The 15,700-nt window shown below is 63.1% G+C and carries 10 protein-coding genes and 1 pseudogene; 9 read left to right on the top strand and 2 right to left on the bottom strand.

Features of this window, described 5'->3' with window-relative positions:
- From BFP99_RS09770 to BFP99_RS09785, 4 genes and pseudogenes are all read left to right on the top strand, one after another.
- Window positions 1–537 (top strand): NUDIX hydrolase, encoded by a 537-nt coding sequence (locus BFP99_RS09770; RefSeq protein ID WP_065925557.1) that lies wholly within the window; start codon window positions 1–3, stop codon window positions 535–537.
- A gap of 316 nt (window positions 538–853) precedes the next feature.
- Entirely contained in the window at window positions 854–1,225 is a 372-nt protein-coding gene (locus BFP99_RS09775) for a translation initiation factor Sui1 (protein ID WP_027607992.1), read from the top strand.
- A gap of 143 nt (window positions 1,226–1,368) precedes the next feature.
- A complete protein-coding gene (speA, locus tag BFP99_RS09780; protein ID WP_065925556.1) occupies window positions 1,369–3,282 on the top strand; it encodes an arginine decarboxylase in 1,914 nt (637 codons plus the stop codon).
- Between the two features lie 298 nt (window positions 3,283–3,580).
- Window positions 3,581–4,170 (top strand): annotated as a pseudogene (locus BFP99_RS09785) (alpha/beta hydrolase); the annotation flags it as partial.
- A gap of 424 nt (window positions 4,171–4,594) precedes the next feature.
- On the opposite strand, the gene BFP99_RS09795 reads toward BFP99_RS09785, so the two are convergent.
- Window positions 4,595–5,932, bottom strand: a complete 1,338-nt coding sequence (locus BFP99_RS09795; RefSeq protein ID WP_065925554.1) for an MATE family efflux transporter — start codon at window positions 5,930–5,932, stop codon at window positions 4,595–4,597.
- Between the two features lie 213 nt (window positions 5,933–6,145).
- Between BFP99_RS09795 and BFP99_RS09800 the strand changes: the two genes are divergently transcribed.
- A complete protein-coding gene (locus tag BFP99_RS09800) occupies window positions 6,146–11,041 on the top strand; it encodes an alpha-2-macroglobulin (RefSeq protein WP_065925553.1) in 4,896 nt (1,631 codons plus the stop codon).
- Between the two features lie 138 nt (window positions 11,042–11,179).
- On the opposite strand, the gene BFP99_RS09805 is transcribed toward BFP99_RS09800, so the two are convergent.
- On the bottom strand, window positions 11,180–11,473 hold the full coding sequence (locus BFP99_RS09805) for a hypothetical protein (RefSeq protein ID WP_027607987.1): 294 nt from the start codon (window positions 11,471–11,473) through the stop codon (window positions 11,180–11,182).
- Window positions 11,474–11,563: 90 nt separating this feature from the next.
- Between BFP99_RS09805 and pbpC the strand changes: the two genes are divergently transcribed.
- The 4 genes from pbpC to BFP99_RS09825 all read left to right on the top strand — a co-directional run bounded on the left by pbpC (window position 11,564) and on the right by BFP99_RS09825 (window position 15,667).
- Window positions 11,564–13,894: a peptidoglycan glycosyltransferase PbpC gene (gene pbpC, locus BFP99_RS09810; protein ID WP_083221159.1), complete on the top strand. Its 2,331-nt coding sequence runs from the start codon at window positions 11,564–11,566 to the stop codon at window positions 13,892–13,894.
- A 95-nt stretch (window positions 13,895–13,989) separates the two neighbouring features.
- Window positions 13,990–14,298, top strand: coding sequence for a MazG-like family protein (locus tag BFP99_RS09815; protein ID WP_058423592.1), 309 nt, complete (start codon window positions 13,990–13,992; stop codon window positions 14,296–14,298).
- Window positions 14,291–15,040 (top strand): methyltransferase domain-containing protein, encoded by a 750-nt coding sequence (locus BFP99_RS09820; RefSeq protein WP_065947168.1) that lies wholly within the window; start codon window positions 14,291–14,293, stop codon window positions 15,038–15,040. Before BFP99_RS09815 ends, BFP99_RS09820 begins: the two co-directional genes overlap by 8 nt.
- 24 nt (window positions 15,041–15,064) lie before the next feature.
- Window positions 15,065–15,667, top strand: coding sequence for a DUF4136 domain-containing protein (locus tag BFP99_RS09825; RefSeq protein WP_065947169.1), 603 nt, complete (start codon window positions 15,065–15,067; stop codon window positions 15,665–15,667).
- Window positions 15,668–15,700: the final 33 nt, after the last annotated feature.

Genomic DNA, 15,700 nt, shown 5'->3' on the forward strand with positions numbered 1-15,700 from the left:
ATGGACGCAGCTCAAAACGAGGCCGCGCACCGTGCGGCCTCTGATGCCGAACTGATCTGCTGGGTCGACGAGCGGGACAACCTGCTCGGCCACCTCGTCAGGTCCGATTTGCGCCAGCGCGGCTTGATCGGCCGTTGCACCTTTATCTTCCTGTTCAATTCCAAGGGTGAGCTGTGCGTGCATCGGCGCACCCTGAGCAAGGCCCTGTACCCGGGGTTCTGGGATACGGCGGCGGGCGGGATGGTCGCGGCGGGAGAGTCCTACGCGTTATCTGCGGCCCGCGAGCTGGAAGAGGAACTGGGTGTTGGCGGGGTGGAACTGACCGAGCATGACCATTTCTACTTTGAGGATGGCGAGAGTCGGCTCTGGTGCAAATCCTACTCGGCGATCTGGGATGGGCCATTGCGCCTGCAGCCTGAAGAAGTCATGGAGGCGCGCTTTTTGCCCGTAGAAACGGTCCTGCAGGAAGCCGAGCACAAGCCTTACTGCCCGGACGCCCAGGAGGGCTTGCGGCGCTATCTGGCCTCGCGTCGCTAAAGCTGCATAAATTGGCGCCATTTGGCTCTTAGCAAGTGGGCTTTTTGCCGTTACACTGCGCGACTTTTCACCCGAACCGCCATTGTTTCACCCTGGGATCACTGTAGGAGCGAGCTTGCTCGCGAAAAACTCAAGAACGCCGCGTGCATTCGGAATGCACGCTTCATCGTTGACGATTTTCGCGAGCAAGCTCGCTCCTACAGGTGGGGATCAGCCTTGGCGGCTCGGTAGCGCTGCCCCTGCCTGAGTGGGGCTTCGCGGTCGGTCGTCCCTTAGCGGAGGCCGATCAGTCTTTGTCCTCCCGAGAGGATTGCCGGTGGCCAAAAAAGCCGCATCCTTCGCCGCCCTCGGCGGCCTGGTATTTTCCACCGACGCAGGTCGACACTGCCCGGACTGTCGTCAGCCCGTGGATTCGTGTACCTGCAAACAGACCCTGATCCCCGAAGGCGACGGTATTGCCCGCGTGCGCCGCGAAAGCAAAGGCCGTGGCGGCAAGACGGTGACCACCATCACCGGCGTGCCGTTGGCCGAAGAGCCGCTCAAGGCACTGGCCACCACGCTGAAAAAGCGCTGTGGCACCGGTGGCGCGTTGAAAGACGGTGTCATCGAGATCCAGGGCGATCACGTCGAACTGCTGTTGGCCGAGCTGATCAGGCTGGGTTACAAGGCCAAGAAGTCCGGCGGCTGAAAGCCTCTTCCCAACCTGTGTCTAAACTCTGTCCTGCGAGTGGGGTCTACCTTGCTTACAGGCAAATCGTCATTTTCATTCTTTAGACTGCGCCAGCCTCGAACGAGAGGTGGCGCCTTCGCCTTCATTTATAGGGGACTTCGATGTCCGTACGACGCACACGCAAAGACGATGGCAGCCAATGGACAGTTGCGGACAGCCGCAGTGTTTACGGGATTCGCCATTGGGGGGCCGGGTATTTCGCGATCAATGATGCCGGTCGCGTTGAAGTCCGTCCGAACGGCCCGAACAGCACACCCGTCGACCTCTACGAGCAAGTGGACGAGCTGCGCAAGAGCGGCCTTTCCCTGCCGCTGCTGGTGCGTTTTCCCGACATCCTGCAAGACCGTGTACGCCAGCTGACCGGCGCTTTCGATGCCAACATCGAGCGCCTGGAGTACCAGAGCAAGTACACCGCACTGTACCCGATCAAGGTGAACCAGCAGGAAGCGGTGATCGAGAACATCATCGCCACCCAGAATGTTTCCATCGGCCTCGAAGCCGGCTCCAAGCCTGAGCTGCTGGCCGTGCTGGCCCTGGCGCCGAAGGGCGGCACCATCGTCTGCAACGGTTACAAGGACCGCGAGTTCATCCGCCTGGCGCTGATGGGCCAGAAGCTCGGCCACAACGTATTTATCGTGATCGAGAAAGAATCCGAGGTTGAACTGGTGATCGAAGAGGCCGCCAGCCTCAAGGTCAAGCCACAGGTGGGCCTGCGCGTGCGCCTGTCTTCCCTGGCGTCGAGCAAGTGGGCGGACACCGGTGGCGAGAAGTCCAAGTTCGGGTTGTCGGCGGCGCAACTGCTGTCGGTGGTCGAGCGCTTCCGCGCGGCGGGCCTGGACCAGGGCATCCGCCTGCTGCACTTCCACATGGGTTCGCAGATCGCCAACTTGGCCGACTACCAGCACGGGTTCAAGGAAGCCATTCGTTACTACGGCGAACTGCGCAACCTCGGCCTGCCGGTGGATCACATCGACGTCGGCGGTGGCCTGGGCGTGGACTACGACGGTACTCACTCGCGTAACGCCAGCTCGATCAACTACGACATGGACGACTACGCCGGTGTGGTCGTGGGCATGCTCAAGGAATTCTGCGACGCGCAGAGCCTGCCGCACCCGAATATCTTCTCTGAAAGCGGCCGCTCCCTGACCGCGCACCACGCCATGCTGGTGGTGCAGGTGACCGACGTCGAGAAACACAACGACGAAATCCCGACCATCGAAAACAAGGAAAGCCTGCCGGAAACCGTGCAGTGGCTGGTAGACCTGCTGGGCCCGACCGACATCGAGATGGTCACCGAAACCTACTGGCGCGCCACCCACTACATGAGCGACGTGGCCACCCAGTACGCCGACGGCAAACTGACCCTGGCCGAAAAAGCCCTGGCCGAACAGTGCTACTTCGCCGTGTGCCGCCGCCTGCACAACTCGCTGAAAGCCCGCCAGCGCTCGCACCGCCAGGTGCTGGACGAACTCAACGACAAGCTGGCCGACAAGTACATCTGCAACTTCTCGGTGTTCCAGAGCCTGCCGGACACCTGGGCCATCGGCCAGGTATTGCCGATCCTGCCGCTGCACCGCCTCGACGAAGAGCCGCTGCGCCGCGCCGTGCTGCAAGACCTGACCTGCGACTCCGACGGCAAGATCAAGCAATACGTCGACGAGCAGAGCATCGAGACCAGCCTGCCGGTGCACGCCTTGAACGAAGGCGAAGACTACCTGCTGGGCATCTTCCTGGTCGGCGCCTACCAGGAAATCCTTGGCGACATGCACAACCTGTTCGGTGACACCGACTCGGTGAACATCTACCAGCGCGAAGACGGTTCGGTGTACAGCGCCGGGATCGAGACCCACGACACCATCGAAGACATGCTGCGCTATGTGCACTTGTCGCCGGAGGAGTTGATGACGCACTACCGTGACAAGTGTGCGAGCGCGAAGATCTCCGCGTCGGAACGTACCCAGTTCCTTGATGCCTTGCGCCTTGGGTTGACGCGGTCGTCGTACTTGTCCTCGTAAGCTGAGCTGACACACATCCAACTGTGGAAGGGGCGGTGCGACGATTCGACGTGCCCCCGATAGCGGTACATCAGCAGCAGGTAAGTTGCCTGACACACTGCCATCGGGGCATGGATATCTACACAACTTCCAGTGAATACGGAATCTATGGCAATTAGGCTTCTGTGGTGAGCGGGCGGTGCGACGATTCGACAAGCCCGCTCACCACAGAGTTATGTGTCAGCCTTTAAGAGTTGTGTAGATACCTATGGCCATCGGGGGCAAGCCCACCCCACATTTGGAACACTGCTATTGCTGAGGTTTTGTGGCGGTGATCGCCGATTACCGGCTGTACCCGCAGGTGCGTTACCCCGCGTTTCTCCAGGATGGCGCCCAGGCCGTTGCGTGGGCGGTCAACCACAGCGCTGAATACGGTGCAGATCCCAAGCAGCTTTACGTGATGGGCCATAGCTCTGGCGCCTATAACGCCGCGATGCTCGCGCTGGATGGGCGTTGGCTCAAGGCAGTGGGCTTGGCGCCGTCGATCTTCAAAGGCTGGATCGGCCTGGCCGGGCCTTATGACTTCTTGCCGATTGAAAACCAGGACGTGCGCCCGGTGTTCTTCTTCCCCGACTCACCGCCGGAGTCGCAGCCGATCAACCATGTCAGCCATGATGCACCGCCAAGCCTGTTGATTGCCTCGACCGATGACACGCTCGTCAACCCCACCCGCAACACGGGTGGGTTGGCGAAAAAACTGCGGGAAGCGGGGGGGGGCCGGTCGAGGTGTTTTATTTCACCCGAACCCGCCACGCGACATTGGTCGCGTCCATCGCCAAGCCGTTGTGCTGGCTGGCGCCGGTGCTGGATCGGGTGACGGGGTTTATCGAGTCCACCGCCGGGCAGTGAGCTGACAAGGCGTTGGCTCAGGTCAATTGAGTTCGAGGCAATGTGCGACTGCGCACCGGCCTGGGTTGTATCTCATGACTATTCGGTCAATAGTTCCCACGCTGTTGACACGCATTATTGTGATATTTGCGCTGTTTATTTCCAGGTCAATCGACGTTGCGGGGGCAAGCTGATGCATCTCAGTCCCTTGCGCTACCACGAGTGCGAACGCTGTTTTGTTTTCGATCCGTTGTATCCCGGCGATGTTGTTGGGCCCTTGCCCATTGGTGCATCCGGCTAGGGTTGCCAATGTGCAGATCGCAGCAACCCACAGGGTTTTTGTGATGTTCATATCCGACTCTCCATGCATATATGAAAGGGTAGATCCCTGACCATTCAACGCTTGGAATGTCGGTTTGTAACCTGTCAGAACTAACAGGTAGGGTCAGTTGAACCATTGGTCCTGGCGTTTGAGCCGCCAGGCGATGACGCCCAAGGTCAGGCTGCGCAACGTCATGAACAGCAGGAAAGTGATCCACAGTCCGTGATTGCCCAAGCCTTGCAACGCCCAGGCAAACGGCAGTGTTAGCAATAACGTCAGCAGCATCCCATTGCGCATTTCACGCGCACGGGTGGCACCGATAAACAGGCCGTCCAGCAGGTAACTCCCCACCGCAATCAACGGCAGCAGCGCCAGATACGGCAGGTAGATATCGGCGGTGTCGCGCACGCTGGGGATGTCGGTCTGCATGGCGATAAACAGGTGCCCGGCAACCGTGAATAACAGCGCGAAACCGACGCTTGCGATCAGCGACCACCCACCTGCAACTACCAATGAACGGCGCAGTGAGTGGCGGTCGCGGGCGCCGATGGCGTGGCCGCACAGGGCCTCGACTGCGTGGGCCAGACCGTCCAGTGCATGGGCCGTCAGCAGCAGGCCGTTGAGCAGCAGGGCGTTGGCGGCCACGGTCGCATCCCCCAATCGCGCGCCTTGCACGGTGATCATGAAAAACACCGACTGCAGCGCCAGGCTGCGGATAAAGATGTCGCGGTTCACCGCCAGCAACGGGCGCCAGCTTTGCCACCGTTTCAACGCGGCCCAGGCGATATGCCCGGGGTAGGCGCGCAGGGCTTTTTGCGTGAGGGCAAGGCCGAGGAGGGCGCCGGTCCATTCGGCGATCACCGATGCGCGGGCCGAGCCGACCACGCCCCAGTCCAGGCCCAGTACAAACCACAGGTTCAGGGCGATGTTGACCAGGTTGGTGGTCAACAGGATTGCCAATGGCGCCCGGGCGTTTTGCGTGCCGAGGAACCAGCCCACCAGCGCGTAGCTGGCCAGGGCGGCGGGGAGGCCGAACAGACGGGTATGGAAGAACTCGCGGGTCAGTTGATTGAGTTCAGGGGAAGGCTGCATCCATTCCAGGGCCAGATGGCTCAGCGGAATGCCGACGGTGCCCAGCACCATCGCCAACCCCAGCGCCAGCAGCAAGCCTTGCAGCAGGATTTGCCGCAGTGCCGCACCGTCCTTGCGCCCGGCGGCCTGGGCGGCGAAACCGGTGGAACCCATGCGCAGAAAACCCATGGCCCAGGCGAGGAAGGTATACAAGCTGGCACCGACGGCCACGGCGCCCAGTTGGTGGGCGTGGGGCAGGTGGCCGATGACCATGCTGTCGACCAACGCCACCAGCGGCACCGAAATGTTCGACAGGATCATCGGCGCAGCCAAAGCCCATACGCGGCGATGGGTAGGGCGGTCGCGCCAGTCGGTGAGTAAGGTGGACATGCAGGCTCCTTGGGGGAGCGGCATTGTAACCGGCCATTGGCAACGCAACAGGGTCAATGTGGCATGGGGCCCAATGTCCGTGGGATTTGGCTGGGACTTGAGACCGTTGAGAACCAACTCACCCTCCGTCGGTCAATGTGACCAGCGCCACATCGGCTTGGCCGGCGCTGATATATAGTTCACCCCTCGGTTCCCTCTGACTACGAGTGCCCCATGCTTAACAAAGGATTGTTCCTGGCCTGCGCGCTGGCCCTGCTGAGCGCCTGCGATTCTTCCGATAAACCGGCAGCACCGCCTGCGCCCACCGTGGCGGCAGCGCCGAAACCGGCCAAGGCGGCAGTGGATGTGGCGGCGCTGAAGCAGCGCTATGCCGGGCGTGAGTTGAGTGTGGTGGACGTGTCCGAGGTGCAGTTGGACGGGGCCAGCACCTTGTCGGTGAGTTTTTCCATTCCGTTGGATCCGGAGCAGAAGTTTGCCGACAAACTCCATCTGGTCGACAGCAAGTCCGGCAAGGTCGATGGCGCCTGGGAGCTGTCCGATAACCTGATGGAACTGCGCCTGCGCCACCTGGAGCCCCAGCGCAAACTGGTGCTGACGGTGGATGCCGGGGTGAAGGCGGTCAACGCCAACACGCTCGCCGCCGAGTACATCGCGCGCCTGGAAACCCGTGACCTGCAAGCCACCGTCGGCTTCGCCAGCCGTGGCACATTGTTGCCGACGCGCCTGGCCGAAGGCCTGCCGGTGATCGCGCTGAACGTCGACAAGATCGACGTTGAATTCTTCCGGATCAAGCCCGAATCCCTGCCGTCGTTCCTGGCACAGTGGGGGCGCAATACCAGCCTGCAAAGTTATGAATCCCGCGAACTGCTGCCGCTGGCCGACCTGGTCTACGGCGGCCGTTTCGACCTGAACCCGGCGCGCAATACCCGTGAAACCCTGCTGCTGCCGATCGCCGGCCTCAAGCAATTGCAGCAACCGGGCGTGTACCTGGCGGTGATGCGCGCTTCGGGCACCTACAACTATTCGCAACCGGCCACGCTGTTTACCTTGAGCGATATCGGCCTGTCGGTGCACCGCTACGCCAATCGCCTGGATGTGTTTACCCAGGCGCTGGAAGGTGGCAAGGCGTTGGATGGCGTCGACCTTGAAGTGCTCGATGCCGACGGCCGTGTGCTGGGCCAGGGCAAGACCGAGAAGGGCGGCCACGCTGAGTTGCCGTTGCCGAAAAAGGCCCAGGTGCTGCTGGCCAAACAGGGTGAGCAGACCAGTCTGCTGCGCCTGGACAGTGCCGCGCTGGATCTGGCCGAGTTCGATATCGGCGGCCAACCTTCCCATCCGTTGCAATTCTTTGTGTTCGGCCCGCGCGACCTGTATCGCCCCGGCGAAACCGTGCTGCTCAACGCCCTGCTGCGGGACAAGGACGGCAACGCGGTCAAGCCGCAACCGGTGAGCGTCGAAGTGCGTCGCCCGGACGAACAGGTGAGCCGCAAGTTTGTCTGGGATGCCGATGCCTCGGGCCTCTACCAATATCAACTGCAACTGGCCGGCGAAGCACCGACCGGCCGCTGGCAGTTGGTGTTCGACCTGGGCGATGGCAAGCCGCAGCTGTATGAGTTCCTCGTCGAAGACTTCCTGCCCGAGCGCCTGGCGCTGGAACTCAGGGGCAGCGACACGGCATTGAGCCCGGCGGATAACCCGGTGATCAAGGTCAACGGTCGCTACCTCTACGGTGCGCCGGCGTCGGGCAACCGCGTCAGCGGGCAAGTCTATGTGCGCCCCCTGCGCGAAGCGGTCAAGTCGCTGCCGGGCTATCAATTCGGCTCCGTCACCGAAGAGGAACTGAGCCAGGACTTCGAGCTGGACGAAAGCGTGCTCGACGCCAAGGGCCAGGAAGAACTGACCCTGGAAAGCAAATGGGCGGAGGCCAAATCTCCCCTGCAACTGATCGTGCAAGCCAGCCTGCACGAGTCGGGCGGACGGCCGATCACCCGGCGCCTGGTGCAGCCGATCTGGCCGGCCGAGCAACTGCCGGGCCTGCGTGGCCTGTTTGACGGCAAGGAAACCAATGGCGACGGCCCGGCGGAATTCGAAGTGCTGCTGGCCAACCAGGACGGGCAGAAACTCGCCGCGCAAAACCTCAAGGTCCGCCTGGTACGCGAGCGCCGTGACTACTACTGGAACTACTCCGACAGCGATGGCTGGAGCTATCACTACAACGAGAAATTCCTAAACCTCGATGAACAGACCCTGAGCATCAAGGCCGGCGATACTGCCAAGGTCAGCTTCCAGGTGGAGTGGGGCCCGTACCGCGTCGAGGTCGAAGACCCGCAGACCGGCCTGGTCAGCAGCCTGCGCTTCTGGGCCGGCTACCAGGCCCAGGACAACACCGAAGGCGGCGCCGTGCGGCCCGATCAGGTCAAGCTGGCGCTGGATAAACCCGCCTATGGCGACGGCGACACCGCCAACGTCACGGTCACGCCGCCGGCTGCCGGTAAAGGCTACCTGCTGGTGGAATCCGCCGAAGGGCCGCTGTGGTGGCAGGAAATCGACGTGCCGGCCGAAGGTAAAAGCTTTGCCGTGAAGCTTGATCCGAAATGGTCGCGCCATGACCTGTACGTCAGCGCCCTGGTGGTTCGTCCCGGCGAGCGCAAAGCCAATATCACTCCCAAGCGCGCGGTAGGCCTGCTGCATCTGCCGCTGGATCGCACCCAGCGCAAGCTTGGCGTGACCCTGGCCGCGCCGGAAAAAATGCGCCCCAAACAACCGCTGACGGTGAAGGTCGCCGCCAAAAACGCCGATGGCAGCGTGCCGAAACAGGTGCACGTGCTGGTGGCGGCGGTGGACGTGGGCATCCTCAATATCACCGAATATCCGACGCCGGACCCGTACTCCAGCCTGTTCGGCCGCAAGGCCTATGGCGTGGACCAGTTCGATATCTACGGCCAGTTGATCGAAGCCGGGCAGGGCCGCCTGGCCAGCCTGGCCTTTGGGGGCGACGCCGCGCTGGCCAAGGGCGGCAAGCGTCCGGACACCAGTGTGACCATCGTCGCCCTGCAAAGCGCACCGGTGACCTTGAATGAGCAGGGCGAGGGTGAAGTCAGCGTCAACATCCCCGACTTCAACGGCGAATTGCGCCTGATGGCCCAGGCCTGGAGCGATGACCGCTACGGCATGGCCGAAGGCAAGACCTTGATCGCCGCGCCGCTGGTGGCCGAGCTATCGGCACCGCGCTTCCTCGCCGGCGGTGACCAGACGACGTTGGCCCTGGACCTGTCCAACCTGTCGGGCAAGGCGCAGAAACTCGATCTGCAACTGAGTGCCGAAGGGCAATTGGAGCTGGTCAACAGCGGCGCGCAAAGCGTCGAGCTCAAGCAAGGCCAGCGCACCACCCTGCGTATCCCGGTGAAAGCCTGGGGTGGCTTGGGTCAAGGCAAGGTGAAGGTCACGGTCAATGGCCTGGACCTGCCCGGTGAGAACCTGCCGCCGTTCAGCCGCGAATGGACCCTGGGCGTGCGCCCGGCCTACCCGGCGTTGCTCAAGCATTACCGCGCGGTGCTCAAGGGCGAGCCGTGGAGCTTGCCCGCCGGCGCATTGGATCAATTCGATGCCTCTGGGCGTGAGGCGCTGCTGAGCCTGTCGAGCCGGCCGCCGCTGAACCTGGGTGCGCAGATCTCGGCGCTCAAGGCCTACCCGTATGGGTGCCTGGAGCAGACCGCCAGTGGTCTGTACCCGTCGCTGTACGCCGACGACGCGCTGCTCAAGCGTTTGAGCATCAAGGGCGAGCCGGATGCCGAGCGCAAACGCAAGATCGAGCTGGGCATCGAACGCCTGCTGGGCATGCAGCGCTACAACGGCAGCTTCGGTTTGTGGGGCGCCGATGGCGAAGAGGAATATTGGCTGACGGCTTATGTCACCGACTTCCTGTTGCGTGCCCGTGACCAGGGCTTCGCTGTACCACCCGAAGCGCTGAAAAAAGCCAGCGAGCGCCTGCTGCGCTATGTGCAGGAGCGCAACCTGATCGAAGTCGACTACAGCGACAACGCTGACCACACGCGCTTTGCCGTGCAGGCCTACGCCGGCATGGTACTGGCGCGCAGTCAGCAGGCGCCGTTGGGGGCGCTGCGCAGTATTTTCGAGCGACGCAGCGACGCGCGTTCCGGGTTGCCGTTGGTGCAGTTGTCCATCGCATTACAGAAGATGGGTGACCAGCCCCGTGCGGATCAAGCCTTGCTGGCCGGCCTGGCAGCGCAACGCAGCGCCAAGGAATGGCTGGCCGACTACGGCAGCCCGCTGCGCGATCAGGCGATGATCCTGGCATTGCTGGAAGAAAACGACTTGGCCAAGGGCAAGCGTGAGGAGCGCTTGTTTAGCCTGTCCGATCAGTTGGCGGCCAGCCCGTACCTGTCGACCCAGGAGCGCAATTCGCTGTTCCTGGCCGGGCGCCTGGGGTTCGCCCAGCCCGAGTCTGCCTGGAAGGTCCTGCTCAATGGCAGCGGTGGGGAACATGAGCTGAACAATCAACAGTCGACGCTGGACCTGGAAGGCAAGCTGCTTTCTGGCGATCTGAACCTGACCAATCAGGGCGATGTGCCGGTCTACCAGCAACTGACGATCTCGGGTTATCCCCAGGTGCCACCGGCACCGGGTGGCGACAACCTGAGCATCCGCCGGGAATACCTGGGCATGAATGGCCAACCGCTGAACCTGCGCAACCTCAATAGCGGCGACCTGGTGCTGGTGCACCTGGCCGTGAGCGCCAGGCAGCGCGTGCCGGATGCCTTGGTGGTCGATCTGTTGCCTGCTGGCTTGGAGCTGGAAAACCAGAACCTGGCACAAAGTGCCGCCAGCCTGGAAAACGCCAGCAGCCAGGTGAAGGAGTGGCGTGAGTCGATGCAGAACGCGGCGCTCAAGCATCAGGAGTTTCGTGATGACCGTTACGTGGCGGCCATCAACCTTGACGGCGATGGCACCACGCACTTGCTGTACCTGGCCCGTGCCGTGACACCGGGCACTTACCGCGTGCCACCGCCGCAGGTGGAGTCGATGTATCGGCCGAACTGGCAGGCGGTGGGGGAGACGCCGGCGGATCTGGTGATCAAGGGACGCTGAAATTTGACGGTTGATCACTGTAGGAGCGGGCTTGCCCGCGAAGAACGCAAGGGCACCGCGTTTATTCCGGATGTCAGCGTTATCGTTGACGTCCTTCGCGAGCAAGCTCGCTCCTACAGTGGCTGGGTGTTTTTGGGTTCAGTGGACGACCCAACTGAGCAGCCACAGGCCAAGTATCAGCCAGATCACCCCGAAGATGATCGAAGCGCGCATGAAGGCGCGTACGGCTGAGTACAGAAACAGCAGGCCGACGATCAGGGTGAGGATGCTGATGATCGAGGTGTCCATGCCCAATGTGCGTGACAGGCCTTCGACAAAGTTGCCGCCGGCGTGGGTCAAGGCTCCGAACAATCCGCTGAGCCCGTCGACGATAAAGCGGATGACGGAACCGAGCGCCTGGCCCAACCATTCGAAAAAGCTTTCTACCTGCATATGTGTGTCCTGATAAGAAGGTGGGCGTATCTGTGCCTTTGGTTGTTATTGCAACAGGCTAGTTCCCTACAAGCATAGAGGTTTGCCCGCTTGAATTTGCGTTTACTTGTCCGCTGGACCCTGGCGAGCCTGGTCTTGATGATTGCCCTGCTGTGGCTGGCCGATCGTATCTGGCCGTTGCCGTTGCCCAGGGACGACCTGGCGCGGGTAGTGCTGGCCGAGGATGGCACGCCGTTGTGGCGGTTTGCCGATGCCAACGGTGTGTGGCGTTACCCGGTGCAAACCAGCGAAGTGTCGCCGTATTACCTCGATGCACTGCTCACCTACGAAGACCGCTGGTTCTATCAGCATCCCGGTGTTAACCCGTTGGCGCTGGTGCGGGCGACGTGGCAGAACCTGACGGGCGCGCGGGTGGTGTCGGGTGGCAGTACGTTGTCGATGCAGGTGGCGCGTCTGCTGGATCCTCACTCGCGGACCTTCCACGGCAAGTTGCGCCAACTGTGGCGCACGGCGCAGTTGGAGTGGCACCTGTCCAAGGAACAGATTCTCAACCTGTACCTGAACCGCGCACCGTTCGGCGGCACGTTGCAGGGCGTGGCGGCCGCCAGCTGGGCGTACCTGGGCAAGTCCCCGGCGCAACTGACCCACGCCGAAGCCGCTTTGCTCGCGGTATTGCCCCAGGCGCCGAGCCGCCTGCGCCCGGATCGCCACCCGCAGCGCGCCCAGGAGGCCCGCGACAAAGTACTGCGCCGCCTCGCCGAGTTCCAGGTGTGGCCACAAGCGGCCGTCGACGAAGCGCTGGAGGAGCCGTTGCTGCTCGCCCCGCGCCTGGAGCCGAGCCTGGCACCGCTGCTTGCCCGCCGCCTTAACCGTCCGGACAGCCCGCCGCTGATTCGCACCACGCTGGATGCCACCCTGCAACGCCGTCTTGAAGACCTGTTGTTGGGCTGGCGTGCGCGGTTGCCGGAATACACCTCGGCCGCGATCCTGGTGGTGGAAGAAGAAAACATGGCCGTGCGCGCTTACCTGGGGTCAGTGGACATCAACGACGTGAAGCGCTTTGGCCACGTGGACATGATCAGCGCGCTGCGTTCGCCGGGCTCTACCTTGAAGCCGTTCCTGTATGGCATGGCCCTGGACGAGGGCCTGATTCACTCCGAATCGCTGTTGCAGGACGTGCCCCGGCGTTATGGCGATTATCGGCCGGGCAACTTTTCCATGGGCTTTACCGGCGCAGTGCCGGCGAGCACGGCGCTGTCCAGTTCGCTGAACCTGCCGGCGGTGCAGTTGCTGGAAGCCTACGGGCCCAAGCGGTTTGCCGCGCAGATGCGCATCGGCGGCGTGCCATTGGCCCTGCCGGCGTTGGCCGAGCCCAACCTGGCGCTGATCCTCGGCGGCGCGGGCAGCCGCCTGGAGGATCTGGTCAGCGGCTACAGCGCCTTTGCCCGCGACGGCAGGAGCGCCACCCTTCGATTACAGCCGGACGATACGCTGAGAGAGCGGCCCTTGCTGTCGCCAGGGTCCGCCTGGATTATTCGGCGCATCCTCAGTGGCCAGGCGCGGCCTGATCGCGACCCGCGTGCCGAGCTGGTGCAGCGCCCGGTCCTGGCCTGGAAAACCGGGACCAGCTACGGTTTTCGCGATGCCTGGGCGATTGGCGTGGGGCCGCGCTATTTGATCGGTGTGTGGATCGGTCGCCCGGACGGCACGCCGGTGCCGGGGCAGTTCGGTTTGGCCTCGGCGGCGCCGCTGATGTTGCAGGTGCATGACGTGCTGACCAATCGCGACAGCCAGCGCGGCATCAGCGCGCAGGTGGTGGCGGTGCCGACCAATGTCGGCGTGGCGGCGATCTGTTGGCCGCTGGGCCAGCCCATGAACCGCAGCGATCCGAATTGCCGCCGCCAGCGCTTTGCCTGGACCCTGGACAACACCACGCCGCCGACCTTGCAGGCGCTGGATCAGCCGTTGAGCGTCGGCTTGATGGAAAGCGTCTGGGTCAACGCCAAGGGCTTGAGGGTGGATGCCCATTGCCCTGGCGCTGTGTCTAAAAATATCGCCTTGTGGCCCGCACCCCTGGAGCCATGGTTGCCCAGGATCGAGCGCCGTGACGCGCGGATTCCCGCCGCCGACCCCGACTGCCCGCCACCGGCGCTGGCGGCGTCTTCGCCGCTGTCGATTGTCGGCGTGCGCGAAGGCGACCAACTGCGCCTGCCCGCCGCCAGTCAGCAAACCCTGCGCCTCAAGCTTTCCGCCCTGGGCGGCAGCGGCCGGCGCTGGTGGTTCCTCAACGGCGCCCCCCTGGGCGACAGCGCCAACCAGGACAGCATCAATGCCAGTTTCGAGCGCTTGGGCCGCTACCAACTCAGCGTCCTCGACGAAGCCGGCCAGACCGCCCGGCTCGAATTCAGCGTGGTGGATTAGGGCCTCATCAGGGGCAAGTCGAATCGTCGCACCGCCGCTATTCACTTGCCTTCACTCTCCATCCCCCTGAAGCTATACCCATTCAGGAGCCCCCCATGAACCTCGAACACCTCACCGAACGTCTGCACCGCATCCGCGATACCAACGACTGGAAGCCATTCCACAGCCCGAAGAACCTGGCCATGGCCGCCAGCGTGGAAATGGCCGAACTGGTGGAAATCTTCCAGTGGCTCACCGAAGACCAGTCCCGCCAGTTACCCGCCGACAAACTTGCCCACGCCGGCCAGGAAGTGGGCGATATCGTGCTGTACCTGCTGTTGCTGTGCAGCGAGCTGGGCCTGGACATGAACGAGGTGGTGCGCGCCAAACTGGCCGACAGCGAGCGGCGGTTTGCCCATGAGTGACCGGCATTTCGACCAATTGGCCACGCGCTTCGCCGAGAAAATCTACGGTGGCGCAAAAGGCGCGATTCGCCTGGCTGTGCTCCAGGCCGACCTGGCTGAGGCCCTGCCGGAGCGTCCGTTGCGCGTGCTGGATATCGGCGCGGGCCTGGGGCATATGTCGCTGTGGCTGGCCGAGCGCGGCCATCAGGTGACCCTGGCCGAACCCGCCGAGCCGATGCTCGAAGGCGCGCGCCAGCGCTTCGCCGAAGCCGGACAGAGCGCCACCTTCATTCATGCGCCCTGGCAAGATCTGCTCGGCCAGCTCACCGAGCCCTACGACCTGGTGCTGTGCCATGCCGTGCTGGAATGGCTGGCCGAACCCCACGGTATCCTGCCGGTGCTGCACCAGCTGACGCTGCCCGGTGGCTGGTTGTCGCTGGCTTTCTACAACCGCGATGCACTGATTTATCGCAACCTGCTCAAAGGCCATTTCCGCAAGATGCGCAAGAACGACATGGCCGGCGAAAAGCAGAGCCTGACCCCACAACAGCCCCTCGACCCGCGGGAATTGGCGGCGCAACTCGAAGGGCTTTGGCAGGTCGAAAGCCAAAGTGGCGTGCGGGTATTCCACGACTATATGCCGGTGGAATTCCAGGCCCGCGCCGACTTGAAGGACCTTGTAGAGATGGAGCTCGCTCACCGTCGTCACCCAAGCTTTGCCGGACTTGGGCGTTATTTGCACTGGATCTGCCGTCCGGTATAAGCGGCCCAGTCTGCGGAGGTCGAAATGCGTCGTCTCTGTTTGATCCTGTTATCCCTCGGGCTGGGCGCCTGCTCCAGCCCTAACCCTTATGTGGCGGCTTCTGCGCCCATGCCACCGGCGCCCGCGCAGGCGGCCACTACCTTCGACGCCAGCGCTTACCCGGCACCGGTGCGCGACTATGGCGCCTACCGCAATTGGGCCTGGCGCAACGGCCAGCTCCCGGCCGGCACGGCCTGGGCGGACTCGGCGCAGGTCGCCGAAGCGGTCAGCGGTGCCCTCGACCAGCGCGGCCTGCGGCCCTTGCACGACAACCGCCCGGCGGACCTGCTGGTGAGCGCCGATGTGCGCCTGGAGAAGCGTCTCAAGCAGGTCCGGGACGATTACGGCTACGGATACGGCGGCTATAACCGCTACGGCCCGGGCTACGGCATGTACAACTCGGTGCCGATTGTGCGCACCTATGAGGTTCAAGTGGTGGTGGTGCGCGTCAACCTGTTCGACGCCCGCAGCGGTCAGCCGGTGTGGAGTGCCAGTGCGGAAACCGGCAGCCAGGGCAGCCTCAGCGAGCGTGCGGATGCGTTGCGCCAGGCCGTGCAGAAGGCGATGACCGCCTATCCTCCGAGTTAACAGCTATTCTCATCTAAAGCCCGGTCCCTTGTT

Source organism: Pseudomonas sp. 1 R 17 (assembly GCF_900067035.1).
Taxonomy (GTDB): Bacteria; Pseudomonadota; Gammaproteobacteria; order Pseudomonadales; family Pseudomonadaceae; genus Aquipseudomonas; species Aquipseudomonas marginalis.

Coding starts and splice junctions, on each gene's coding strand:
- BFP99_RS09770 (WP_065925557.1), top strand. CDS start 1: ATGGACGCAGCTCAAAACGAGGCCGCGCACCGTGCGGCCTCTGATGCC.
- speA (WP_065925556.1), top strand. CDS start 1,369: ATGTCCGTACGACGCACACGCAAAGACGATGGCAGCCAATGGACAGTT.
- BFP99_RS09795 (WP_065925554.1), bottom strand. CDS start 5,932: ATGTCCACCTTACTCACCGACTGGCGCGACCGCCCTACCCATCGCCGC.
- BFP99_RS09800 (WP_065925553.1), top strand. CDS start 6,146: ATGCTTAACAAAGGATTGTTCCTGGCCTGCGCGCTGGCCCTGCTGAGC.
- BFP99_RS09805 (WP_027607987.1), bottom strand. CDS start 11,473: ATGCAGGTAGAAAGCTTTTTCGAATGGTTGGGCCAGGCGCTCGGTTCC.
- BFP99_RS09815 (WP_058423592.1), top strand. CDS start 13,990: ATGAACCTCGAACACCTCACCGAACGTCTGCACCGCATCCGCGATACC.
- BFP99_RS09820 (WP_065947168.1), top strand. CDS start 14,291: ATGAGTGACCGGCATTTCGACCAATTGGCCACGCGCTTCGCCGAGAAA.
- BFP99_RS09825 (WP_065947169.1), top strand. CDS start 15,065: ATGCGTCGTCTCTGTTTGATCCTGTTATCCCTCGGGCTGGGCGCCTGC.